The 24,918-nt window shown below is 67.0% G+C and carries 13 protein-coding genes; 6 read left to right on the top strand and 7 right to left on the bottom strand.

From position 1 onward, the window contains the following. Positions 1–60 precede the first annotated feature (60 nt). The 6 genes from G9Q80_RS15775 to G9Q80_RS15750 all read left to right on the top strand — a co-directional run bounded on the left by G9Q80_RS15775 (position 61) and on the right by G9Q80_RS15750 (position 8,114). Entirely contained in the window at positions 61–1,227 is a 1,167-nt protein-coding gene (locus G9Q80_RS15775) for a Gfo/Idh/MocA family protein (RefSeq protein WP_269799297.1), read from the top strand. Further along, entirely contained in the window at positions 1,224–2,195 is a 972-nt protein-coding gene (locus G9Q80_RS15770; RefSeq protein ID WP_232788184.1) for an NAD-dependent epimerase/dehydratase family protein, read from the top strand. Before G9Q80_RS15775 ends, G9Q80_RS15770 begins: the two co-directional genes overlap by 4 nt. Continuing rightward, entirely contained in the window at positions 2,192–3,421 is a 1,230-nt protein-coding gene (locus G9Q80_RS15765) for a glycosyltransferase family 4 protein (protein WP_088714606.1), read from the top strand. Before G9Q80_RS15770 ends, G9Q80_RS15765 begins: the two co-directional genes overlap by 4 nt. Continuing rightward, the gene (locus tag G9Q80_RS15760) at positions 3,418–4,377 is read left to right on the top strand and encodes a glycosyltransferase family 2 protein (protein WP_088714605.1); all 960 of its coding nucleotides are present in this window, start codon (positions 3,418–3,420) and stop codon (positions 4,375–4,377) included. Before G9Q80_RS15765 ends, G9Q80_RS15760 begins: the two co-directional genes overlap by 4 nt. 11 nt (positions 4,378–4,388) lie before the next feature. Further along, the gene (locus G9Q80_RS15755) at positions 4,389–6,491 is read left to right on the top strand and encodes an NAD-dependent epimerase/dehydratase family protein (protein WP_088714604.1); all 2,103 of its coding nucleotides are present in this window, start codon (positions 4,389–4,391) and stop codon (positions 6,489–6,491) included. A gap of 210 nt (positions 6,492–6,701) precedes the next feature. Next, complete coding sequence (locus tag G9Q80_RS15750) at positions 6,702–8,114, top strand: CpsD/CapB family tyrosine-protein kinase (RefSeq protein WP_232788170.1); 1,413 nt, start codon at positions 6,702–6,704, stop codon at positions 8,112–8,114. A gap of 83 nt (positions 8,115–8,197) precedes the next feature. On the opposite strand, the gene G9Q80_RS15745 is transcribed toward G9Q80_RS15750, so the two are convergent. From G9Q80_RS15745 to G9Q80_RS15715, 7 genes are all read right to left on the bottom strand, one after another. Continuing rightward, positions 8,198–9,526: a GumC family protein gene (locus G9Q80_RS15745; protein WP_088714603.1), complete on the bottom strand. Its 1,329-nt coding sequence runs from the start codon at positions 9,524–9,526 to the stop codon at positions 8,198–8,200. A gap of 235 nt (positions 9,527–9,761) precedes the next feature. After that, positions 9,762–10,430 carry a 4'-phosphopantetheinyl transferase family protein gene (locus tag G9Q80_RS15740; protein WP_088714602.1) on the bottom strand — a complete coding sequence of 223 codons (669 nt, stop codon included), beginning with the start codon at positions 10,428–10,430 and terminating at the stop codon, positions 9,762–9,764. A gap of 5 nt (positions 10,431–10,435) precedes the next feature. Continuing rightward, on the bottom strand, positions 10,436–14,929 hold the full coding sequence (locus tag G9Q80_RS15735) for a MupA/Atu3671 family FMN-dependent luciferase-like monooxygenase (protein ID WP_168246502.1): 4,494 nt from the start codon (positions 14,927–14,929) through the stop codon (positions 10,436–10,438). Positions 14,930–14,934: 5 nt separating this feature from the next. Beyond that, positions 14,935–15,951, bottom strand: a complete 1,017-nt coding sequence (locus G9Q80_RS15730) for a glycosyltransferase family 2 protein (protein WP_088714600.1) — start codon at positions 15,949–15,951, stop codon at positions 14,935–14,937. Between the two features lie 5 nt (positions 15,952–15,956). Next, a complete protein-coding gene (locus G9Q80_RS15725) occupies positions 15,957–22,421 on the bottom strand; it encodes a type I polyketide synthase (protein ID WP_088714599.1) in 6,465 nt (2,154 codons plus the stop codon). A 179-nt stretch (positions 22,422–22,600) separates the two neighbouring features. Further along, entirely contained in the window at positions 22,601–23,962 is a 1,362-nt protein-coding gene (locus G9Q80_RS15720; protein WP_043140304.1) for an oligosaccharide flippase family protein, read from the bottom strand. Next, entirely contained in the window at positions 23,959–24,804 is an 846-nt protein-coding gene (locus tag G9Q80_RS15715) for a glycosyltransferase family 2 protein (RefSeq protein WP_088714820.1), read from the bottom strand. Before G9Q80_RS15715 ends, G9Q80_RS15720 begins: the two co-directional genes overlap by 4 nt. Positions 24,805–24,918 lie beyond the last annotated feature (114 nt).

The following is a 24,918-nucleotide window of genomic DNA, read 5'->3' as shown; positions in this document are numbered from 1 at the left end:
ATATGGCCATGTTTAGGTGTTTTATCTTCGCACCAACGCAGGCGGGCCAAGGGTGGCACAGTGAAGTCGAGCAGGGCAGAGTCGGGCGCCGGTCAGGGCGCGCAGGCCGGGCAGGTCGTTCTGCTGGGCTGTGGCTTTGTCGCCGATCTCTACATGCGCTCGCTGGCCGCGATGCCGAGCATAACCGTCGCCGGGGTCTGGGACCAGGATGCCGACCGCCTGCGCGCCTTCTGTGATTTCTGGGGATTGCCAGCCCGCGCCAGCCTGGCGGACCTTCTGGACAGGGCGCCCGGGGCGCTGGTCCTGAACCTCACCAATCCCCATGCCCATTTCGACACCTCGCGCGCCTGCCTTCAGGCGGGACGCCATGTCTATTCCGAAAAACCCCTGGCCATGACGCTGGAGCAGGCCAAGGAACTGCACGCGCTGGCCGGGGAAAAAGGGCTGATGCTGGCCTCTGCCCCCTGTTCCGCGCTGGGAGAGGCGGCCCAGACCCTGGGACATGCCCTGCGCACCGGCATCGCTGGCACGCCCCGTGCCATCTACGCCGAACTCGACGACGGGTTCATCCCGCAAGCCGCCTATCGCAAGTGGCTGTCGGACTCCGGCGCCCCCTGGCCCTATGAGGATGAATTCCGCACCGGCTGCACTATGGAACACGCAGGTTATTACCTGACCTGGCTAATCTCCTGGTTCGGGCCGGTGCGCACCGTGGTCGCCGCCTCTGCCGAGACCATCCCTGACAAGGAAGGCACAGGCCCCTTCGCGCCGGACCTCTCGGTGGCGATGCTGTTCTTTGACAAGGGGCCCGTCACGCGGTTGACCTGTTCCATCACTGCGCCGCACGATCACCGCATCCGCATCGTAGGCGACAAGGGCGTGCTGTCCTGCGCCGCCGCCTGGGACAACGCGGCCAAGGTGACATTCGCGCGTCGGCTGACCCTGCGACGGCGGTTGATGGAACATCCCTTTCCCCGCACCCTGCGCCTGCCGCAGCCGACCCATCCCAAGGTCAAGCGATGGGGGGCCGCGGCGATGAACTTCATGCTGGGTCCGGCCGAGGCGCTGGAGGCACTTCATCAGGGGCGCCCCTGCCGCATGTCGAACGATTTTGCCCTGCACCTGACAGAGGTCACGCTGGCGATCCAGAACGCCGGAGAAACAGCCGGCGCCCAGTCCATGACAACCACCTGCACAGCGATGGAGCCGATGCCTTGGGCCAGATGACGATTGCCATCACCGGGGCGGGCGGTTTTCTGGGCCGCGCCTGCGTGGCCGAGGCCCGGCGCCGGGGCCTGCCCGTCCTGGCCTGCTATCGCAGAAACCTGCCCGGGGATTGGGCCGGGAACGCGGGGATCACACCACTGCAACTGGACCTGACCGCCCCCGATGCCGCAGACCACCTGCGCGCAGCCCTGCCCGAGGACTGCGCCATCATCCACGCGGCGGCCCATCTGGGCGATAATCCGGCGGCAGTCGCCCGCGACACGCTGAGCGCCACCCGCACCCTGCGCGACGCATGGCGCGACAGTAACGCACGGCTGGTGCTGATCTCATCCCTTGCCGTTTATGATACCGACAGCCTGTCGCCCGGTGATGCGCTGGACGAATCCAGCCCGCTGATCCCCCTGCCCGATACGCCGGAACAGGCCCGCGACGCCTATGCCGGCTCCAAGCGCCTGCAAGAGGCACTGTTCCTTGACGATCTTCAGGACGGCTGGATCCTGCGGCCCGGCGCGCTTTGGGGACCGGGGCGGACCTGGCACGCGCTGCAGGGGTTCCGGGCCTCCAAGCTCTTTGTCACCATCGGGTCGCATGGCGAGCTGCCTTTGGCCCATGTTGATCTCTGCGCGCAAATCGCCATCGAGGCCGCGCGCACGTCCACCCCCGGCCCCGGCATCGTCAATGTCTTTGACGACGACCGGCCCACCCGGGCGCGGTTCCTGCGCGCGCACAGGCGCTGTTTCGGCTGGCCACGCCTGAACGTGACGGTTCCCTACGGGGCCTGGCTGGCACTGGTGCGCCTGTTGAAACCAATCTCAGGCAACCTGCCCGGCCTCTTTCGCGAGAACATCCTGCGAGCACGGCTCATGCCGCTCCGCTATCCCAACACGCGGATGCGCAGCGCCTTTCCGGGCGAAGACGCCGACACCTTCGAGGGCCTGATGACCCGCGCGGCGGAGGATCGTGGATGAGCCTGCCGAAACTGGCCTACCTGACCGGTGAATACCCCCGCGCGTCCGATACCTTCATCCAGCGCGAGGTCGCCGCCCTGCGCGCCCTAGGCCATGAGGTCGAGACCTGTTCGATCCGCACCACCGGGGCCGAACACCTCGTCGGCCCGGAACAGCGCGCGGAACACGCCCGGACCTACAAGGTGCTGGACGCGGCAAAGAACCCGCTGACCCTGTTGCGCGCCCATCTGCGCTGGATGCGCCAACCGGGCCGTTACCTGGGCGCACTGAAACTGGCCTGGCGGACGGCGCCCAAGGGGGTGAAAGGCCGGCTCTACAACCTGATCTATTTCCTCGAGGCAGGGGTGCTGGCCGCGCACCTGACCGATCAGGGTGTCGACCACCTGCACAACCATATCGCCAAGGCCTCCTGCACGGTGGCCATGCTCGCCTCGGAAATGTCGGGCATTCCCTACAGTTTCACCATCCACGGGCCGGACATCTTCTTCGAGCCGTACCACTGGCGCATCGACGAAAAGGCGGCCCGCGCCACCTTTGTCGCCTGCATCTCGGAATACTGCCGGTCACAGCTGATGTGCTTTGCCGACCAGGCGCATTGGGACCGCTTTCACATTGTGCATTGCGGTGTCGATCCCGACCGGTATTCCCCTGCACCCCACGCGGGCGAGGGCACGCATCTGCTGTTCGTCGGCCGACTGGCCGGGGTCAAGGGCGTTCCGATCCTGGTCGAGGCGCTGCGCCGGCTTGCCCCCGACACGCCCGGACTGCGTGTGACGATCATCGGAGACGGCCCCGACCGCGCCGCGCTGGAAGCGCAGGCGCAGGGGCTGCCCGTCACTTTCACCGGCTACCAGTCGCAATCCGAGGTCTCGGAAGCACTGTCGACGGCGGATCTCTTTGTCCTGCCCAGTTTCGCCGAAGGCGTGCCCGTGGTCCTGATGGAGGCGATGGCCTCTCACGTTCCGGTCATCACCACCCGCATCGCCGGGGTGCCGGAATTGGTGTCGCAGGGCACCTCTGGCCTGCTGGTGGCACCCGGTGACGTCGAGGGCCTGCGGGACGCCATCAAGGCCCTGACCCAGGACCCCCTGCGGCGCCGGCGGATGGGTCTGGAAGGCCGCGCCAAGGTCGAGACCGAATTCAACATCACGCGCGAGGCGGGCTGGCTGTCGACGCTGTTCAGCGGCTATGCCACCGGAACGCCGCCACGGGGGAAACGTCCGTGACCCCCGTCGATGTCGTCCTGATCGGCCGGAACGAGGGCGCGCGGCTGGTCGCTGCGCTGGCCTCTGTCCAGGGGCAGGCGCGCGAGATCGTCTATGTCGATTCCGGCTCTACCGACGACAGCCTTGCCGAGGCGCGCGCCGCCGGCGCAAAGGTCGTCGAACTGGACATGTCCACGCCCTTTACCGCCGCCCGCGCCCGGAACGCCGGGTTCGACGCGCTGACCGCGCCGCGCATTGTCATGTTCATCGACGGCGATTGCACCTTGCACCCCGGGTTTCTCGACGCCGCGCGTACGCATCTCGAGACGTGCCCGCAGCTTGGCCTCGTCACTGGCTGGCGGTCGGAAATCCATCCGGACGCTTCGATCTACAACGCGATCTGCGACTGGGAATGGCACCGCCCCGCCGGGCCGATCCAGGCCTGTGGCGGCGACATGATGGTGCGTGCAGAGGCCTGGGCGGGCGTGGGCGGCATGAACCCCTCGGTGATCGCGGCGGAGGACGACGAGTTCTGCACCCGGTTGCGCAAGGCCGGCTGGAAGCTGGAACGCCTGCCGCTGGAGATGACGCGCCACGACGCCGCCATGCTGAACTTTGGCCAGTGGTGGCGCCGTGCGGTCCGCACGGGCCACGGGTTTGCCCAGGTGGGCCATCTGCACCCGGAGTATTTCCGGACCGAACGCCGCCGCGTCCTGACCTTTGCCCTGGTCCTGCCGCTGCTCTTCCTGGCCGGGTTTTTCACCACGTCCTGGATCAGCGCACTTGTCCTGTTGCTCTATGGCTACAGCCATGTCCGCTCGATCCGCGGACTGCGCGCCGACGGACTGCCGCCCGGACAGGCGCACCGGCTGGCCCTGTTGCTGACCCTGTCGAAATTCCCGAACCTGATCGGCATGGCGCGGTTTCACGCGCGGCGGCTCTCTGGCGTTGAAATGCGGATTATTGAATACAAATGAGGATTTAACCCATGTCCACCCCCATCCGCGTCGGCCTGATCGGGGCCGGATACATCGCAGACTGGCACGCCGACGCCCTGCGCGCGACCCCGGGCGTCGAGGTCACGGCGGTCTGCGACATGCGCGAAAGCGCCGCTCGCGCGCTGGCCGAGCCGCTTGGCGCGAGGGTGTTCACAACTGTCACCGAGCTGATCGATTCGATGGCCTGCGACGCCGTCCACATCTTGACGCCGCCAAATATACATAAGGATATCGCGACTCAGTGCCTCACCGGCGGGCTGCACGTGCTTGTGGAAAAACCTGTGGCTGAATCCGGCGACGAGACCGATTCCATCCACAGGACAGCGGTGGAGGCGAACCGCAAATTCCACCCCGGGCACAACTTTCTTGGCCTGCCATCCTATGTCCGCATGAAAGAGGCACTGGCGGCGGGCGACTATGGCCGTGTCTCTTCGGCAGAGATCACCTGGGCACTGCCGCTGGCGCCGCTGCGGTCGGGTCCGTTCAACCTGTGGCTCTTGCGGCAGCCGAAAAACCTGCTGCTGGAACTGGGGCCGCACCTGGTGGCCTTTGCGCAGGATCTCTTTGGTGACATGGAAATCCTGCACGCCCATGCGACCCATCCCGTGAAGCTGCCGGGAGAGGACCCGCGCCCGCAGGGATTTCGCATCCTGGCCCGCGCCGGACAGATCGAGATCACCTTTACGCTGGCGATGGTGGAAACCATCGACGACCGTTCCGTCACCCTGCGCGGCTCATCCGCCCGGGCGCGGCTGGACTTTGCGCAGGACGTGCTGGTGGTGGAGCGGGAAAACGCCGCCGACCTGGTGGCCAACCCGCTGAAGAAACAGTTGGAACTGTCCCGCCAACACCGGCGCAAAGGGCTGTCGAACGCCTGGACACAGCTCCGGTCGCTGAACACCCGCAATCCCTATGGCCTGTCCTTTCGGGGCATGAACGCCGCGATCTATGGCGCGCTGGCCGAGGGCAAGCCGCAGGATGCACGCTTTTCCGGCGAAAGCGCGGTCAAGGTCATGCGCACCATCGACGCGATGATCGCGAAACTACCGCCCGAGGTCCTGACGACCGCCGCGCCCGCCGTGCAGACCCGGCACCCGAAACCGACGGCGATGGTCATCGGCGGCACCGGGTTCATCGGCCGCGCCCTGACCCGGCGCCTTGTGGCGGATGGCCGCGACGTGCGGGTGCTGTCGCGCGGGACATCCGGCCCCTTCCCCGACCTGCCCGACCAGGTCGAAACCGTCTCGGCCTCGCTGCACGATCTCGACGCGCTGACCGAGGCAATGCAGGGGATCGAGGTCGTCTTCAACCTCGCCAAGTCGCTGGACGACACTTGGGCCGACTGCCTGAAAAACGATGTCGGCGTGGCGCTGCGCATCGCGATGGCCAGCGAAAAGGCCGGTGTCAAACGGCTGATCTACACCGGGACCATCGCCAGCTACGACATGTCCGACCCGAACGTGCAGATCACCGAGGACACGGGCTTTGCCGAGGACATGACAGATCGCAACCTGTATGCCCGGTCCAAGGCGGAATGCGAACGCAAGTTGATGGAGCTGCACCGGGAACGGGGTCTGCCGCTGGTCATCGCGCGGCCCGGAATCGTCGTTGGCCACGGCGGACCGCTGCAACATTGGGGCATCGGGCGCTGGCACGGGGCGGGCGCGGTGCGCATCTGGGGTCACGGGCGCAACATCCTGCCCTTTGTCCTGATCGACGATGTGGCCGACGGGCTGGTGCGAATGATCGACGCGCCCGTCGAAGGGCAGAGTTTTAACCTGATCGGAGAGCCGATGCTCTCGGCCCGAGGCTATTTCAACGCCATCCACGAAGCGCTGGGCGCAAAGATCCGCGTGGTGCCGGGCAACCTGAACGCCTTTTACGCGGCGGACGCAGTGAAATACGGACTCAAGAAATACGCGCTGCGCCGGCACGGGGTGATCCGCCCTTCTCTGGCCGACTGGAAAAGCCGGGCGCATTTCTCACCCTTCGTGAACACGCGGCCAAAGGACGTGCTGGGCTGGCAGCCCGAGACCGACAAGGCCCGTTTCGTCGAAAAGGCGATCACGCGGGCCAACCTCTTTGGCTTTTGACCCCGCTGGATTGGCTGTGCTGGTCAACAATCCCGGCGTTTCCACCTTATTCTGGCCAGATTTGGCTGGTTTAACGAAAATCGACCGGGTGTCCTTGTGGCGATCCCGAACACGGAAAACTGAATCGCGCCCTGCAGTTTGGCGGGGCACAAGGGTATCATGGGCCGCACGGGCGACACGCGCGGCCCGGAAGGCTGCGGAGCAAGGGGCATGAACATGATGGACAGCCCGAAATTCCGGCGCAAACGCACATCCGCCACGGGATCGGCACGTCCCGTGTCCGAACCGCCTGACACCGTGCGCCCGCTGGACGAGACTGCGCGCGAGGCCGCCCGCAAACGCGAAGCGGCCGCAGAACAGGCCCGGTCAGAGGCAGAGACCCGCCGCATTGCCGAGGCCGCAGACAAGGCGAATGCCCGCGAAAAGGCGCAGGAAAAACTCCGCCGCCGCGCAGAACTCGAAGAACTTGCGCGCGCCGAGGCGCTGCGCCGCGTCATGGCCGCCCGCGCCCGGCGCGAAGCCGAGGCCCACAAAGCTGCCGAACGCGCAGAGGCCGAGGCCGCATTGCAGGCCGAGAAGCAAGCCGAAGAACGCCGCATCGAGGCCGAGCGCGCGGACGAGGAACGCGCCGCAGAGGCCCGGCGGAAAGCCGCGGAAGAAAAGGCCGAGGCCGCGCGCCTTGCCGAAGAGGAAAAACGAGCCGAACAGGTGCGCCTGGCCGAGGCCAGGACCGCCGAAGACGCCGCGCGCCGCGCTGAGGAAGAGCGCCTTGCACGGGAGCGCGCCGAAGCAACCGAGGCCGTACCCCCGCTGGCACTGACGGGCATGGTCCCGGTGACGGAGCAGCCGGCCAGCGCGCCCGCCTCCGCCCGGGCGCCACAAGAACCGGACCCGGTAGACAGTGCCTGGGCCGGACTGTGGGAAATGACCGTCGACAAGGGGCATCTGGACCGGAACCGCATCATTACCGCCAGCCGCGATGATCCCGCCCATGCGGCCTTTGACGTGCTGCGCACCCGGCTTTTGCAGGCCCTGCACGAGAACGGCTGGCGCCGCGTCGCGATCACCTCTCCGGGCAAGGAATGCGGCAAGACCTTCACCGCCGCCAACCTGGCCATCAGCCTGTCACGACAGGAAAACTGCCGGACCTTGCTACTGGACCTCGACATGCGCCGGCCCAGCCTGCACAGGATCCTGGGCGTCTCTGACCCCGGCTCTCTGGGTGACATGCTGCGCGGCATGACCGCGCCGGGCGATCACCTGCTGCGGATGGGGCGCAACCCGGTCAACGCCGGGCGCAACATCGCCTTCGGTCTCAACGGCCGGCCCGAAGCCTATGCCTCGGAACTGCTGCAGGACCCGCGGGCCGAGAGCTGCCTGCAGCGGATCGAAGACGAATTCGATCCCGACGTCGTGTTGATCGACCTGCCCCCGGCCCTGTCCTACGACGACGTGATCGCGGCGCGGCCCCTGTTCGATGGTGTTCTGCTGGTGATCGGCGGCGGTATGACGACGGAAAAGGAAATCGCCGAGGTCGAACGGCGCCTGGGCGATGGCACCCCGATCCTGGGGATGATCCTCAACAAGGCCGAAGGCACCGAACTCGACCGTTACAGTTATTGAGGCCGGGCGCCCCCGTGCCCGGCCCACTAGTGCGCTTTCCAGCTGCAAGGAAAGCGCACCCGTACCTCTGATATGTGTCGCGACTAGCCCCGGATCGCCCGTGGCAGGAACCGTTCGGTGAACTCTGCCAGCACCGGCGACCGATCCCAGAGCAGTTTCAGGCCCAGGCCGAGGATCGCGAAGATCGCCAGCAGTTTGCCAAGCAGTTTCAACCCGCCGCTGCGCCGGTCCTGCCGGGTCGTCACCACCGGGATCGCGACCACCGGCTGAATGCCCAGCGCCCGCTCCATCTGGGCCGCGCTGCGGATCACCGGGTTCATCGTCTCGATCAGGAAGGCCAGGCCAAGCGCCGCCATCAGGCTGGCCACACCGCCCATCATGGCCAGCTTCTTGCGGCTGCGCGACACCGGGTATTCCGGGACAAGCGCCGTTTCCAGGACCTCGAAACGGTCCGTGGCCTTGCGATCCTCCAGCAATTGCCCCAGCTCGGCCTCGGCCTTGCGCCGGGTGATCACGCCGTATTGTTCCTGCAGGCGGGTCATCTCGCGGTCCAACCGGTTCAGCTCGCGCTCGACCTCGGGCGCGCCCTCGATCTGGGCCTCGATCTGGGTGATCCGCGCCGCGATCAGGGCCTTCTGCTCCTGCAGGGCGGCGATCTGGCGTTCACGCACCTCGTCCCGGGTCCGGTCGCTGGAGGTCTGCAACGTCAGGATCTGCTGATCCAGTTCCAGGTCCGTGTCCCGCAGGCTGCCCAACTGCGAACGCAGGTCGACAACACCCGTGGGCAGTTGCTCGGCATTCAGGCGCTTGAACTCGGCGATCTCCGCTTCCAGCACGTCGATCTCGGCGCCCACGCGCGTCTCTTCGGCGACGAAGAAATCCAGCGTGTCGCGGGCGCGGCTTGCGCTTCGGTCGCGCGACTGGTCGATCACCGACTGCATCAGCTCGTTCGCCACGTCCGCCGCCTTTTGCGCGTCATCCATCTGGACGGAAATCATCAGCCCCGAGGGCGCGTTGCCACCGGGCGCAAAACTTTGCGCCTGGCCGAGAAGCTGTTGAATACGCACCGAATCCCGCAGTCGACCAACGCGTTCGCTCATGGTCATGGTGGGGTCGGCACTGAAAAGGGCGTGTTTTTCCATGGTCCGCACCAGGTTGTCCCGTGCCATCAGGCGCTGTTCGATCAGGCGGACCCGACGAGCGGCGTCATTGGTCGCGGCCAAAGCCCCGGCCAGCTGATCGGGCACCTGGGCATCCTCGATCTGGACAACCGCCGTCGCCTCGAACACCTTGGTCTGCCCCATCGCGTAATACAACGAGGCAAGGCAGCCCAGGAACGTGACCACCAGGATCAACAGGGCGCGACGTTTGAGGGCGGCAAAAACTTCGCCGATGGACTGGAACTGACTCATTTCAACACTCCCGCAAAACCGCCCCCGGTGCGGAGACGACACGGACCGGGCGCGCCCCGAACGTGCCATCTTCAGGTCCCAATCTAGCAAATCTGCCCAAATTTCGCCACGACTTGGCTAAGGAAAAGCCGGAAACAATGCGTGTCGCGTCTGCGAACCAGCGCCATGTTTCCGCCTTATTTCCAGCTCGGCACAGGTAAACAACGGGCAATTGCGGCAACTTTGTGTCCTGGGTTCAGGAGATGCCCGCCGGGACGGCGCTCAGAGACAGGATCAAACCGTTCCCGACCACCTGGCGCAGGGGCAGATCCCACCGCGATTCGGGCGGAATTGAGGCAACTTCGGGATGATCGGTAAACCGGGCGCAGCCCTGCCCCAGGTCAACCCGAAGCCCGTGAAAGCCAAAGACCTTCCCCGACAGCGGGTAATGTGCCTTGTAGGCGGCCTCCTTGGCGGAAAACAGGCGCTTGGCACGGGCAGCCCGGGCCCCTGCGGGCAAAAGCCCAAGCTCTTCGGGCAGGCAGATCTCGGGGATCAGGTCCTCGGCCAGCGGGTCATCCCCTTCGAGGTCGATGCCAAGGCTTCGATAGTCTGCATCCCGCGCGACCACGCCCAGACAAACCCCCTCGGCATGGCTGATACTGCCGACCAGCCCCTTGGGCCAAACCGGCGCGCGGTCGGCGCCCATCGGGATCGCCGCATCTGCCAAACCCAGCTGCGCCATCGCGCGGCGGGCGGCAAGGCGACCGGCGGCAAACTCTGCGCGCCGCTCCGGGCGGGCGCGGGCGATGGCCGCCGCCTCTGCCGGATAAAGTTCCCCCTCTCCGGGGACCGCCACACCCCAGCCCACACCCCGCAAAGAGCCGATCTGGCGAACCAGGTCTTCCAGATGGGCTGCCGGCACGGTTTTCAGGCCCGGCGCCGGGCGCGCATCTCACGCCGCCGCGCCATCGCCTCGCTTCGGGATTGCGCCCGGTCGGGGTTGGCAGCGGGTGCCGGGTCAGGTTTGGGCGCAACAGGCGCCGCAGGCGCGCGCACCACACCGTCGGCCAACCCGGCCACCCGCGCGGCCAGGTCCGCCAGAACCGGAAAGCGGAAGATGTCGGTGATCGACAGTTTCGCCGCCCCCAGTTCCTCGCGGATCGCCCGATGCGCCTGCACTGCCAGCAATGAATGCCCGCCGAGGTCAAAGAAATTGTCCCGGCCAGAGGCCACAACCCCCAGCGTGCGCTGCCAGATCGCGGCAATCGCCGCCTCGATCTGGGAGGCATCGCCTCCGGTCGCGGGGACCACCGGGGCAACCGGCGCGGGCGCTGGTTTCGCCGCGACGGCCTGCGGCTTGGGCAGCGCCTTGCGGTCGACCTTTTTGTTGGGGGTCAGCGGAAAGGCATCGAGATGCACGAAGCGCCCCGGCACCATGATGGCGGGCAGGTCGCGCGCCATCGCGGCCTTGAGCGCCGCCTCGTCCTTGGCCGCGCCGGTGTAGTACCCCACCAGCCGCACATCGCCCGGCACATCCTCGCGCGCAAGGACCGCGCCCTGCGTGATCCCGGCGATGGCCTCGAGGCAGGCCTCGATCTCGCCCAGCTCGATCCGGTGGCCGCGCAGTTTGACCTGGTGATCCACCCGACCGACAAAGTCGATCCGCCCATTCGCACGCCGCCGCACCAGATCACCGGTGCGGTACATGCGCCCGCCGTGAAACGGGTTCTCGACAAACCGCTCTGCCGTCAGGTCGGCACGGTTCCAATAGCCGCGCGTCACACCCTCTCCACCGATCCACAGCTCGCCTTCCTGCCCGACGCCCACCGGGGCGCGGTCTTCGTCGAGGACGTAAAGCTGCTGATTGGCCAGTGGTAGGCCGATGTTGACCACAGTCTCCCCCGGTTCGGCGCGCGTGCAGGAGGACCAGATCGTCGTTTCCGTTGGCCCGTACATATTTGTAACCGTCGCCTGCGTGATCTCAGCAAACTCCTGCACAAGAGCACCGGGCAGAGGCTCTCCGCCGAGGTATACATGTTGTACACTCTTGAGGGCAAAGCGCGCCTCGTCGTTCATCGCGATCATCCGGGCCATCGAAGGCGTGCATTGCAGATGCGTCACCCCGTGCCGCACGATCTGCGCGGCGATCGAGAAATCGTCCGACGCCAGGTCCGTCGCACCGCCGGACTTCGCAACGACCTGCGCCAGCGGCTTCAGCCCTTCCAGCACCGTCTCACGGTCGATGCCATAATCGATCAGGCAGGCGATTTCCGTGACGCCGATGGCCTGCACTTCCTCGGTGCGCTTCAAGGCGTCCTCGACCGTGCCAAACAGCCCGCTGTTGTTGAAATACCGCTCAAAGGCAAAGTCCAGGATCGCGTCCAGTTCCTCGGGCTCCAACCCGTCCAGTTGCAGGTCAAAGGCGTTCGACACGCCCTCGGGCCGCTTGAAGGCCGGGAAGGCCCAGGCGTATTGCTTGATGAGACCGGCGGCGGAGCGCAGGTAATCCTTCATCGGTTCGCGCGCGATCTCGCGGGCATGGTCGCGGCTGTCACTGAGAAAGCTGTGCAGCATCAGCGTGACCTTGAAGTCCGCCGGATCGTGCCCCGCCGCGCGCAGCGCCGCGTGGTACAGCTTGATCTTTTCACCGACCTCTTCGACCGACTGGCCCAGAAGATGCGTCAGCACGTTGCAGCCCGCCGCCCCGGCCTCTTGCCAGGTTTTCGGATTGCCGGCGGTCGTCACCCAGACCGGCAGTTCCTCCGACACCGGGCGCGGCTGGGTCACGACCTCGTGGATCGAACCATCCTTGCGCGGAAACCCCACCGCCTCGCCGCGCCACAGCTTTCGCACGGTCTCAAGGTCGCGCATCATGGCGGGCTTGTTTTCGGGCGGGGTATTCTCGGGGCGCAGCACAAAATCGTCGGGCTGCCAGCCAGAGGCAATCGCCATCCCCGCGCGCCCGTTGGTGAGGTTGTCGATCACCGCCCATTCCTCGGCGATCCGCGCGGGATGGTGCAGGGGCGCCACGACCGATCCGGCGCGCACGCCGATGTTTCTGGTCACACCGGCAACGGCGGCGCCGGTCACGGATGGGTTCGGGTAGGGGCCACCGAAGGCGTGGAAATGCCGTTCCGGCGTCCAGACGGCGACAAAGCCGTTCTCATCGGCAAACTTCGCGCCGTCGAGCAGGAGCGCATATTTGTCCCGCCCGGCGCCATCGTCGTTGCCCCAGTAGTACAGCGAGAACTCCATGCCCTTGCCACGCGGCATCGGTCCCTTGGAAATCAGCGCCCGGTCCTCGTCGCCCGTCAGCACAACGGTCAGGCCGCGCGCGGTGGTCCAGAACAGCTCCAGCACGGATATGTCGAAGGACAGCGAAGTGACAGCAAGCCAAATCCCGTGGTCGTGCGGGATATGGGCGTCCATCCCTGTATAAAAATTGTATACATTGCGATGCTCGACCATCACCCCCTTGGGCTTGCCCGTCGATCCGCTGGTGTAGATCAGGTAGGCAAGGTCCTCTGGCCCGCTGGTGTCCGGCAGGTCCTCGACCGGCTGCGAGAGCAGGCGCGGCTCGGCGTCCAGTACCAGAAGCTGCGCATCATGACGCGGCAGGCTGGGGTCCACCGCGGCCTGCGTGACGATCACCTGCGCGCCGCTGTCCTCAACGAAATGTTGCAGGCGGTCCGCGGGATAGGACGGGTCCATCGGCAGGTAGGCGCCACCGGCCTTGAGGATCGCCAGCGCGCCCACCATCAGGTCGATCGAGCGGCGGCAGCACAGGCCGACAACCTGACCCGGCACCACGCCCATCTCGCGCAGCAGGTGCGCGGCCCGGTTGGCGCGGGCGTTCAGATCGGCATAGGTGAGTTTCTGGTCCTCGAAGATCAGCGCGATGGCATCGGGCGTTTTCGCGGCCTGAGCCTCGAAGGCGCGGTGCATGGTCAGGTTGCGGTCATGGTCGGTTGCCGTGGCGTTCCATTGGTTCAGCACCAGGTCGCGTTCCGCACCGGGCAGGCCCACGCCGGAGAATTCCAGCCGCGCCGCCAGCAGGTCCGCCTGTGCGGGCGGCAGACGCCCGGAATCATAGGACAGCACCGGCGCCTCGCCCAGGATCACGGTCATCACCGTACCCGGCACATGGCCCGCGCCATCGACCGCAAGGCCGATCTGCGGCACATCGGGCCAGCTGAGGTCCGGCGCGCGGGCGGGCAGGTCCGTCGCCCAAGGGGTGGGTTTGGACACCGATCCCGCGCGCAATGGTGCCCAGGGAGCGACCAGACCGCTGGCGGCCAATGCCTCAAGCGCACCATCGGCCCATGCCAGGTCCACGGTCTCGCGCCCGCAAAGCACCTGCGCCCAGCGCATGACCTGCGCCACTGCCGCGTCCGGGGCCAAGGTCAGGGCGCGGGTTTCCAGTCCGCTTTCGCCCTCGGTCAGCCCGCCCAGCTCTGCCGGTTGCAGGTCGGCCAGCACCCGGCGCATCATCCCGTCAACGCGCACAACTGGCGTCATGTCGACCGCTGGCACGGTATCCAGCACCTCACCGACACCGGCGATCTCTGCCACATCGACCGGCCTGCCGCAGATGCGCGTCAGCCCGGAGAGCACCAGCGCATGTTCCCCGCAGGCCACGGTCAGCCGTTCGTCCGAGACGTCCAGCACCGTGCCCGGCGCGCCGTGCCCCTCTGTCAGCCGCACGTGGCCCACCAGCCAGAGCGCCCCGCGCGCCCGGATCTTGGCCGCGCAGAGCGGGTTCCCGTAGGGGCCGTGATCCAGCGCCCGCACTAGCCGTTCCAGCTCGACCGCCGGGCGGGTGAAATCCAGCACGCCGTAGCCCTCGGGCCGGTCCGCCAGGGCGTGATAGCTGCGCTGTGCCAGGTCCTGCGGCACGCGGGTCAGCGCGCCGCTTTCAAGCTGGTCCAGCAGCGCCGGGAAAGACTCCATCGCCGCTTCGTAGGCCTTGGTGTTCAGGGTCAGCGCCGTATCGCCGGGCCGGATGTCGAATTCCGCCTGCACCAGGATGTCGCCCTCGTCCACGCCGCCCTCGATCAGGTGCCAGGTGACACCGTGGCGGGTCTCGCCCTCGATCAACGCCCAGACCGGCGCGTTCAGCCCGGCATGGCGCGGCAGGGGGCCATCGTGGAAATTGACCGCGCCCCGGGCGGGCAGGGCCAGAACATCATCGGGAATGATCGAGAGATTGGCGATGGAGAGCAGCCAGTCGAACCCAGCGCCCAGCCGTGCCGCGAGACCCGCGCCCGGCGCCTCGACCCGCAGGCCACGCCCTTCGGCCCAGCCCCGCACGTCCGCGTTGTCCGTCACGACCGCCGCGATGGTGTTGCCCCGGTCCAGCGCCATTTCGGCACATTGCACCAGGAGCGATTCATTGCCCCAAAGAACGCAGGTCATAGCCATCTCGGTCACTCCGCTTGTGCTTTGGCCGCAACCCCGACCGGGGGCCGCACGGCCTCGCGCCGTTCCGGCAGGGGCCGGACCAGTGCCTTGGTGTCATGCAGGATCAGGTCGCGCAGGAAATGCGCCGGATCGGCGGGCGGTTTGCCTTGCACCAGCACCCGCAACCGCCAGAAAGCGCCGCCCAGCGCGTGCATCAGCGTCGCCAGCGCCGCATAGCCACGCCCGTGGTTCTTGGAGAAATAGTGCCAGCGGCTGTCCAGCCAGAAGCCGGGGATACGCTGCCATTTCTTCATGCCGGTCGAGACAGAACCGATATGCGCCACCTCGCTGTCGCGCACGTAATGCGTTTCATACCCGGCGCGGGCGGCGCGCAGGCACAGGTCGGTTTCCTCGAAATACAGGAAAAACGTCTCGTCAAAGAGGCCGATCTCGTCCAGCACGCCTTGGCGCATCATGATCGACGCCCCGGCCAGCCAGTCCACGCGCCGCGTGGCCCCAGGCACACCGATGGGCACGGATTTCTGCCGCAAGGCACGGGACACCGGGCCAAAGCGCATCGCGCCTTCCAGTTCCGACCAGATCGACGGAAAACGGAAGGCGGTCACATGCGGCGCGCCGTCCTCGCCGTGGATATAGCTGCCCGCGAAACCGGCCTCGGGATGGGCTTCGAGATGGTCGTAGAGGCGGCGGATCGCGTCCGGCGCCGGAAAGGCGTCGGAGTTCAGCAGATAGACGTAATCCGGCGTGCTGCCGTCTCGCATCCCGGCACGGATGCCCAGGTTGTTGCCCGCACCGAAACCGCCGTTCACACCCGATTGCAGCAGCCGGACCGGCGCACCCTGCGCCCAGTCCTCTGCCGCCAACGCCTGTTCGATCCGTTCGAACGATCCGTCGCCGGAGTCGTTGTCCACGACGACCAGTTCCGCATCCATCCCCTGCATGGCCTGCAGGGCCGCACGGACAGAGCGCAGGGTCATCTCTGCCGTGCGATAGTTCAGCGATACCACCAGGACCCGTGCCATGCCGTTCACTCCGCCGCGTGGCCGGGAAAGGCCACCACTTCGCCGTGACCAATGCTCTCCGCCTCGGCGCTCTCGATCGCCTCGCGCATCAGCCCGGCCAGCACCCGCACGTTGGGTTCCAGCACCATGCTGTCATGGTCGCCCGGCACCTCGTGCACCTCGACCCCCGGCACCATCAGGCCCCAGTCGTTGTCAGGCGTCACATAGGTGCGTTCGCTGTTGACCAGCGCCCCGCCCGAAACCGTCCACTTGCCCGACAGCGGCGGACGGTACAGCACCACGCGTCCATCCCAGGGCCGGACCTGGTAGGCCGCGATGGCCCGGTAGAAGGCCGCCTCGATCTCGGCGTTGTGGAAGGCGTGTTCGGCGCCGGTGTCCTGCGTCTGGCGACGCTTGGCAAACTCCCAGGCGATGCGGTTCCTGGCCCAGATGAACGGATAGAGCGGACCCTTTTCCCTGGCCTGCTGCCACTGGATCATCATCCGATCCCGGCGCGACAGGGGGCGCCGCTGCGGCAAGGGCGTGTCCAGCATCACAACCAGCGACACCTCTTCGCCAGCGACCTCCAGCTGGCGGGCGACTTCATAGGCGCTGATCCCCCCGCCCGAGAACCCGCCAACCATGTAGGGGCCGTGCGGCTGGACCTGCCGCATCTCGGCGATGTAGTCGCGCGCGGCTTCCTCGATGCTGTCATGCGGCGCCGCGCCACCATAGAGCCCGCGCGCCTGCACGCCATAGAACGGCCGGTCGCTGCCCAAGAGATGCGCGAGGTGGCGCAGGTTCAGCACGTTGCCGAACATGCCCGCGATCAGGAAGAAGGGCTGCCGTGCGCCGCCGTCGCCGTCATGCATGGGCACAAGATGGGTGAACCGGCGCTGCGGCGCCTTCGGCGCGGCCTCGGCGTCGCCTTCGACCGGGCCGATCTGCGCCTCGATCAGTGCGGCACAGGCGCGGATCGTCGGCGCCTCGAACAGGATGGAAATCGGGAAATCGACGCGGAAGGCCTTTTTGACCATCGCGAAAAGGCGCACGGCGATCAGGGAATGCCCGCCCAGATCAAAGAAACTGTCCTCGACGCCCACGTCGGTGACGCCCAGCAGATCCTCCCAGAAGCCGGCCAGCCGGGTCTCGATCTCGCCCTCGGGGGCAACGTAATCGCTTTCCAGCTGCGGGCGTTCGAAGGTCTGGCCAGAGGTCGCCTCGGCGACCGAGGCCGCCGTCTGCGCGGTCAGCGCATCCAGATCCATCGACGAGACCACGACCTGCTTTGCCCCCAGCGCCAGCGCCCGGTGGAAGGCCTCGACCCCCTCGGCGGGCAGGATGCCCTGGCTCAGGTTGTGCGCCAGCCGTTCCTCGGCGGGAGATAGGGGCTGCGTGGCGTCGCCGTCCTCGACCTCCAGTTCCGCCGCGGTCAGGCGCGGCGCGCTTTTCAGCATGTCGGCACTGGCCAGCTTGCGGATGGTAAAGCCCGAGATTTCCACCAGCACCGCGCCTGTGGGATCACACAGCGTGACGTCAAAGCTGGCCGTTTCGCCATCGGCCCGGTTGTCGGCCGCGTTGCGCACCCAGCTGACCACCCGTGTCCCCAGCGGCGCATGGACCCGTACCCGCCCATAGCGCACCGGCACCCAAAGGTGCGTCGGCTGATAGCCCGCGATCAGTTCCATCGCCCAACCGGTGGCAATGTCCATCAGCGCCGGATGCAGCGGCATGTCGGGCGCCGCGGCATCCGCGGGCAGGGACAGATCGGCGATTCCCTCCCCCTTGCCCAGCGCGCGGGCATCGAGAACCTTCCAGCTTGGACCGAAGGCCAGATGCACCTCCTGCGCCGAGGTCAGCTTGGCGCCATTGCCATCGACGCGCGCCGGGCAGCGCACCCGGATCGCGCCCAGGTCCAGCGGGGCGGGCCGGGCCAGGGGCATCAGCGACAGCGCGCCCTGCGCGGTCAGCGCAAAACCCTGCCGCCCATTCAGAGCGGCATCCGCCAGCACGTCAAAGCCATAGCCATCGTCGGCGCGCGTCAGGCGCAGGCGCATGTCACGCGCGCCCCCGGGGGCCACCCGCAAGGGCCGCAAAAAGGTCAGATCGCGGATTTCGAACCTGCCGCTTTCGCCATGCGCCTGAAGCGCCTGCGCTGCCATCGACAGGTAGCCGGTGCCGGGCAGCAGGGCGTCTCCCGCCCGCGTCCTGTGCTGGTCGATGAACCAATCCGTCTCCGCGTACTGCGCGGTGAACAACCGGTTGCCGTGGCTGTCGAAAGTCGCCTCGGCCAACATATCCTGCGTGACGGGCGTGACGGGCGGTTTCGGCAGGTCGCCGGTCCGGGCCGCGACTGCCTCTGCCGCCATGCCGACCTCGTTCCAGATGCCCCAGTTGATCGCCACCACCCGCGTCTTGCCGCTGCGTGCACGGGCAAAGGCATTGAGGAACTCGTTGGCCGCGACATAGTCCACTTGTCCGGCGGGTGCCGTGACGGTCGAAGACGACGAAAACAGCACCATCCAGTCCAGGCTGCCGTCCGGAAAGACCTCTCCCAGCACCTCCGTGCCGTGGATCTTCGGCGTGAACACGTCCTCGACGCTGGAGGGCGACTTGGCCAGCAAAGGCGCGTCGTCGATCACGCCCGCACCGTGGATGACCCCGGTGATCGCGCCAAAGCACTCCTCGACCGCGCGCCGGGCCGCCTGAACCTGGCCCAGGTTGCAGACATCCGCAGCCACCACCATGACCTCGGCGCCCGCCTCTTCCAGTGCGGTGACGGCGCGGATGCGCCGGGCCACCCGGTCCTGCGGCGCATGGCGGCGCAGGTAATCGTCCCACTCCGCCCGGTCGGGCAGGGGCTTGCGCGCCATCAGCGCCAGTTTCGCCCCGCGCGATGCAAAATCCCGCGCCAGGGTCAGGCCGATCCCGCCAAATCCGCCGGTGATCAGGTAGGTGCCGCCCGCCTTCACCTCGGGCGCCTCACCCAGCGCGACGGGTTTCATCGCGCATTCGAACCGGCGATCCCCGCGCAGCGCCGCAATCCGGTCGCCCGGCTCGCTCACCAACTCCTCCAGCACGCGGGCCGTCAGCGCCTCCATCGCGCTCTCATGCGCCGCCTGGGCCCTGGCCCGGCCCCAGAAAGGCGCCTCGACTAGGGCGGGCAAAGTCACGTCCAGCGTGGCAACACTCATGCCAGGCAATTCGCGCGGGATCACCCGCGCAGGGCCGGCAATGGTCGCCTTTTCTGGGTAGGGCAGCGCCTCATCCCGCAGTTGCGCGGCCCCATTGGTCACGATGGTGACTTGCCGGGGGCGCGGCAGGCCCTCGCCCTCGATCGCCTGCGCCAGGAACATCAGCGCGTAAAAGCCCTGTTCCTGAACCCTATGAAAAAAGCTCGACCCGGGGCGGTGGGTCTCGCCCTCTGTCAGCAGCCAGAAATGCCCGATGCGCGTCGGCACCACGCCGCGCGCCGCCAGGTCCTGCACCAGCAGGTCATAGCCCTCGCGCCCACGCTCGGGCGCCAGCACATAGCCCTCGCCCACACGGGCAAAGGCATCACCGGGGCGCACCTCGACAACGGTATTCCCCGCCATGCGCAGCCGGTCCGCCAACCGCGCGGCCACTCCGGCCTCGTCCATGAACATCAGCCAGACCTGCGGCGCGGCATCGGACAGTCCATCGACCACGTCCACCTCGACCGGGGCAGAGCGTGGCCGCCAGACCGGCTGCCATCCCCATTCCCCGATCTCGTCATTGCGCATCAAATAACTGGGCGCCTTCTCCGCCACCTCCCCCGGCTCGATGAAATACCGGCTGCGCTGGAAAGCATAGCTGGGCAGGACCACGCGATTGCGCCGCGCCTCGCCCCAGACCTGGGTCCAGTCGATCCCGACGCCCAGCGCCGCCAGCCGTCCCAGCACCTCGAACATGTGCTTGTCGTCGGCAATCGCCTCGTCCGGGTGCCGCAGAGAGGACAGGACCCGGTTGCCCCCCACCTGCTGCCGCGCCAGCGAGGTCAGCGCCTTGCCCGGCCCGACCTCAAGGAAAACCCGGTTGTCCGCGTCCAGCGTGCCGATGCAATCGGCAAACAGCACCGTACCGCGCAGATGCGCGACCCAATACTCCGGATCGGTGGCCTGCTCCGCCGTCATCAGCGCGCCGGTCCGGTTCGAGGTCAGCGGCAACTCGGGCGCGCGCAACTCGATCCCCCGGAGGTAGGCGCCGAACTCCGCAAGGATCGGCTCCAGCATCCGGCTGTGCGCCGCGATGTCGATGCCGATGCGGGTGCATTGCACCTCGCGCCGCTCCAGCTCCGCCTGCAATGCGTCCAGCGCCGCCTGCGGCCCCGAGGCCACCGAGAGCTCCGGCCCGTTCACCGCGCCAAGATCCAGCTCCTCGCCCAGCAGGGGCCGCAACGCCTCGGCGGGCAACCCGACGGACAACATGCCCCCCGCAGGCACCGTATCGAACAGCCGCCCGCGCAGGTGCACCAGCCCGATGCAATCCTCGAAGCCCATGACACCCGCGACACAAGCCGCCGTGTTTTCCCCCATTGAGTGACCAGTCAGCGCGCCGGGCGTCACGCCCCAGCTCATCCACAACTGCGCCAGCGCATATTCGGTGATCATGATCAGCGGCAGTTGCAGCGAGGGCCGCAACAGGGCCCGGTCCGCCTCGGCCTCTGCCCCGCGCGCGGGCAGCCACAGATCACGCACCCCTGGCTTCTTCTTGGCGGAAATACCCCCATCGACATCTCCGCCAGAAATTCGCTCGAGGTGATCCAGCCCCCGGTCCATCCACTCGGCAAAGACCGGCTCCGTCTCGTAGAGATCGCGCGCCATGCCCGCGTATTGCGCGCCGCCTCCGGGGAACATGAAGACGACCTCGGGCCGGTCCAGCGCGTCATGGGTAAAGACCCGGCGCGCATCACCGCCCTCCAGCAGGCGCGCCGCCTCCTCGTGGCTTTCGGCCACCACCACGCGGCGCTTCTCGAACGCGCGACGCCCTTCCTTCAGGGTAAAGGCCACATCGGCCAGATCCTGTTCGGGATGGGCGCGCAGATGCGCGGCCAGCCGCGCGGCATTCTCGTCCAGCGCCGTTTTGCTCCGCCCCGAGATAGTCAGGATCTGGAACGGCCAGTCGCTTTCGTCGCTCGGCGCGCGCTCCGGCGCCTCCTGCAGCACCACATGCGCGTTGGTGCCGCCCACGCCCAGCGAGTTCACGCCCGCCCGGCGCGGATGCCCCGCGCGCGGCCAGTCGGTCAGCCGGTCGTTCACGCGGAACGGCGAGTGTTCGAAATCAATGGCAGGGTTCGGCGCCTCGAAGCCCAGCGAGGGCGGCATCTGCCGATTGTGCAGCGCCAGCGCGGCCTTGATGAGGCTCGCCACGCCGGCAGCCGTGTCCAGGTGGCCGATGTTGGTCTTGACCGACCCGATGCGGCAGTGGCCCACGGCAGTCGACGTTTCGGAAAAGGCCTCGGTCAGGGCGGCGACCTCGATGGGATCGCCCAGGTAGGTGCCGGTGCCGTGGCATTCGACATAGTCCACGGTATCGGCGCTGATCCCGGCAAAGGCCTGCGCCTCGGCCACGGCGCTCGCCTGTCCCTCGACACTGGGGGCCAGGTATCCGGCCTTTTGCGCGCCGTCGTTGTTGACGGCCGACCCCTTGATGACCGCGTAGATGTGATCGCCATCTGCCACCGCATCCGCCAGCCGCCGCAGCACCACGACGCCCGCACCGGAGCCAAAGACCGTGCCCTTGGCACGATGGTCGAAGGCGTGGCACTGCCCGTCGGGCGAGAGGATCTCGTTTTCCTTGTAGAGATAGCCGCGCCCCTGCGGCAGCTCGATGGTCACGCCGCCCGCGATGGCCATGTCGCATTCGTCGTTGAGCAGCGCCTGCACCGCGTAATGCGTCGCCACCAGCGAGGTGCTGCAGGCAGTCTGCAGGTTGATCGACGGCCCGTGCAGGTCCAGCACGTGGCTGAGGCGCGTGGTCATGAAATCCTTGTCGTTCCCGGTATGGCGCAACAGGAACATGCCGGTGTTGTCCACCAGGTCCGGGTTCGAACAAACGTTGAAATAGAAATACGACCCCATCCCGCAGCCGGCAAAGACACCCACCTGGCCGTCAAAGCTGTCCGGCACATGGCCCGCGTTTTCCAGCGCCTCCCAGGCGGTCTCCAGGAACTGGCGATGCTGGGGGTCCATGATCGCCGCCTCCTTTGGACTGAATCCAAAGAACTCGGCGTCGAAATGGGCAAAGTCCTGCAGCGGGGCGGCAAAGGGGACGTAGTCGCGGTGCCGCATCAGCCCGGGGTCTTCACCCGCCTCGCGCAACTCGTCCTCGGACAGGCGCCGGATCGAGGAGACGCCGTCACGCAGGTTGCGCCAGTATTCGGAAATATCGGCGGCCCCCGGCAGGTGGGCTGCCATGCCGACGATGGCGATATCGGTCTCACCGTACTGCTGCGCCGTCTCACCCGTCATGCCGGACCTCGAAAAAACATGCGCCGCCACCCGGTGTCACAGGTGACGGGGAATTGCGGCGATTTTTAGGAAAACGCACCCATGTCCGCCCGATTCCGGGCCGGACTGGCGGATAGCCTGAACTGGGTCTGGACAATGAACCAATCCTTTCGAAATTGTCGCCTTTCGGGACACCGGCCTTATCCACCCTGCTGTGACAGGTGCAGAATCGGACCCCAGTTCAACCAAATGGCGAGCCCTGCCAGAAACAGCCCGGCACAGGCAAAAACGACGTCGTGCAGCGCGTCCCAGGCGCCCATGCGGCGCGCCAGCCAGACCACCACCGGATAGGCCAGCGTAAAGGCCGCCGCCTGCCCGACAAGCGCCCCGATCAGCCCAGCCGCCTGCAGCCCGATCAGGATACAGCCCACCATCAGCACCGCACGGGCCAGCGCCAGGTAGAAGTACCGGCGCGAGTCCCCCGCCGCGAGCGCCGCCTGATCGTAGGTCATGACGATCAGCATCGGGATCTGCGCACAGGCCAGGACCACCGCCACCGCCCCCGCGGCGGCGTAACGCGCATCATACAACGTTTGTACCAGCCAAACGCCCATCAGGGCAAAGATTCCGACAAAGCCGATCAAGCCGATGGACACGGCAAAGCGCATCTTGCGCAGTTTCAGGAAGTTCTCGCGGCTTTCCGTCGGTGGGGTTTCCCGGTAGACCGGGATCAGGATCTTGTGAGTCAGAAGATTTCCCAGCATCAGCGGGAAGGAGGCCCAGAAGAACCCGATGTTGTAGACACCGAAGGCATCCAGCGCGATGAACTTGCCGATCAGCATCTTGTCGGCCTGGGTAAAGAAAAAGCCGCAGACCGTGGCCAGGAACACCCATTTCCCGAAGGAAATCAGCTCGCGCGCAGCCGTGCCTTCCCAGCGCAGGCGGTTGGCCGGGCCGGGCAGGTAGCGCCAGTTCAGCACCACCTCGATCAGGGCGCCGATCACGCCCGAGATCACCAGGGCCCAGACCGAGCCCCACCACCAGGCCAGGGCCACGGCAACGGCAACGCCCGCCAGTTGCGTGGCCATGTCCAGGACAGTGACCCGGCCCATCAAAAGGTGTCGGTTCGCGGTGATCATCCGCGTTGGCCTGAACCCGGTGATCAGCAGGGTCAGCGCCGAAACGGGCAGGACGTATGTCAGCAAGGGCTGGTCATAGACCCAGGCCATCGGCCAGGCCAATCCGCAGGCCACAAGCCACAGGCCGATGCCCCGTGCCACCTGTATCGTCCAGGCGGTATCCAGAAAGTCCTGATCGTCACCGCGTTTCGACTGCATGATCGCCGGCGTCACGCCGACGTCCGAAAACTGGCCCAGCCCCATGAGAAAGACCATGACCAGCGCCATCAGGCCAAAGGCCTCGGGGAACAGCAACCGGGTCAGGATCAGGTTCGATCCCAGCCGCACCACCTGGCCAAAGCCAAAACTGCCCAGCGTGAACAGCGACGACCGCATCGCCCGCGCGGTGACGGACCCGCTTCGGAAGGCGTCCATCGCGCTCATCGTCCACGGCTCCAGTCCTGCCTGGCACGCGGAGTCAACCTTACCGCCAGCGCGACGCCCGCGTAGACCGCGAAGCCCAGCGGATCGCGCAGCGCGAGACCCAGCTTTTCCGACAGGGGAAAGCCTGGCTTGTCCTCGTTCCGGGTCAAGCCCGGGTAAAGCGCGGCAATCTCGTCCACGCCGGCGTTCTGCCGCCTGCGCACCTTGACCAGGTTGCGCCAACCCTCGGCGATGGGCCAGCGATAGGGGGCCGGCACGCCCTGGCGTTCACCCGGGCGGAATTGCAGCCGGACATAGATGTCGTCCGAGATGATTTCGGGGAAGGCGCCCCAGCGGGCCCGGCCCGCCGCATTCACCGCGAAGAGGCCGCAACCCGGGACCACGTCCCGCATGAAGGGGACACGCCGCCAGATCCGCGCATAGGCCCGGCTGATCGCGCCCTCTGCGGCGATTTCGACCCGGCCGCTGGCATAACGCGGGGCATCCACGTCCAGCGCCCTGACCAACTGGGTCAACAGGTCCGGCGTGACGGTCACATCCGCGTCCAGGTAGATCCGGATCGCCCCGCTGGCCGCCGCGTCCCCGGCATTCAGCGCACCGGGCTTGCCGCCCGCCGGACGTTCGATCACCTCCAGATTCCAGCCCCGCGCCGCCATGCGCGCGGCGAATGCCCGGGCGAGTCCGGCCGTGTCGTCGCGGCAGCCATTGGCCACGACGATAACCTCGACCCCGTGATCGCCGGGCCCGTCAGAGGCCAGCAATGCTTCGAGGCAGCCGCCGATCAGCGCTGCCTCGTTGCTTGCCGGAAGAATGATCGAAACGCCCGCGTTCCGCCTCTGCATGGTTGTATCCATATCCCGCACTCACACCCGTACCACTGGGGCCACACATGAAAAAAATACACCTCGCCTTGCTCTGGAAACTGCTGCGGAACTGTGGCCAAAGCATGGAATCGA

The sequence above is a fragment of the Mameliella sp. LZ-28 genome (assembly GCF_012274245.1).
In the GTDB taxonomy this organism is placed as follows: domain Bacteria; phylum Pseudomonadota; class Alphaproteobacteria; order Rhodobacterales; family Rhodobacteraceae; genus Antarctobacter; species Antarctobacter albus.
This window is presented reverse-complemented; position numbering and strand designations above follow the sequence as displayed.

Bases quoted from the DNA above. Each gene is read 5' to 3' on its own strand.
- G9Q80_RS15715 (WP_088714820.1), bottom strand. From the start codon at position 24,804: ATGCAGAGGCGGAACGCGGGCGTTTCGATCATTCTTCCGGCAAGCAAC.
- G9Q80_RS15730 (WP_088714600.1), bottom strand. From the start codon at position 15,951: ATGGCACGGGTCCTGGTGGTATCGCTGAACTATCGCACGGCAGAGATG.
- G9Q80_RS15720 (WP_043140304.1), bottom strand. From the start codon at position 23,962: ATGAGCGCGATGGACGCCTTCCGAAGCGGGTCCGTCACCGCGCGGGCG.
- G9Q80_RS15735 (WP_168246502.1), bottom strand. From the start codon at position 14,929: ATGGCTATGACCTGCGTTCTTTGGGGCAATGAATCGCTCCTGGTGCAA.
- G9Q80_RS15745 (WP_088714603.1), bottom strand. From the start codon at position 9,526: ATGAGTCAGTTCCAGTCCATCGGCGAAGTTTTTGCCGCCCTCAAACGT.
- G9Q80_RS15755 (WP_088714604.1), top strand. From the start codon at position 4,389: ATGTCCACCCCCATCCGCGTCGGCCTGATCGGGGCCGGATACATCGCA.
- G9Q80_RS15750 (WP_232788170.1), top strand. From the start codon at position 6,702: ATGAACATGATGGACAGCCCGAAATTCCGGCGCAAACGCACATCCGCC.
- G9Q80_RS15770 (WP_232788184.1), top strand. From the start codon at position 1,224: ATGACGATTGCCATCACCGGGGCGGGCGGTTTTCTGGGCCGCGCCTGC.
- G9Q80_RS15765 (WP_088714606.1), top strand. From the start codon at position 2,192: ATGAGCCTGCCGAAACTGGCCTACCTGACCGGTGAATACCCCCGCGCG.
- G9Q80_RS15725 (WP_088714599.1), bottom strand. From the start codon at position 22,421: ATGACGGGTGAGACGGCGCAGCAGTACGGTGAGACCGATATCGCCATC.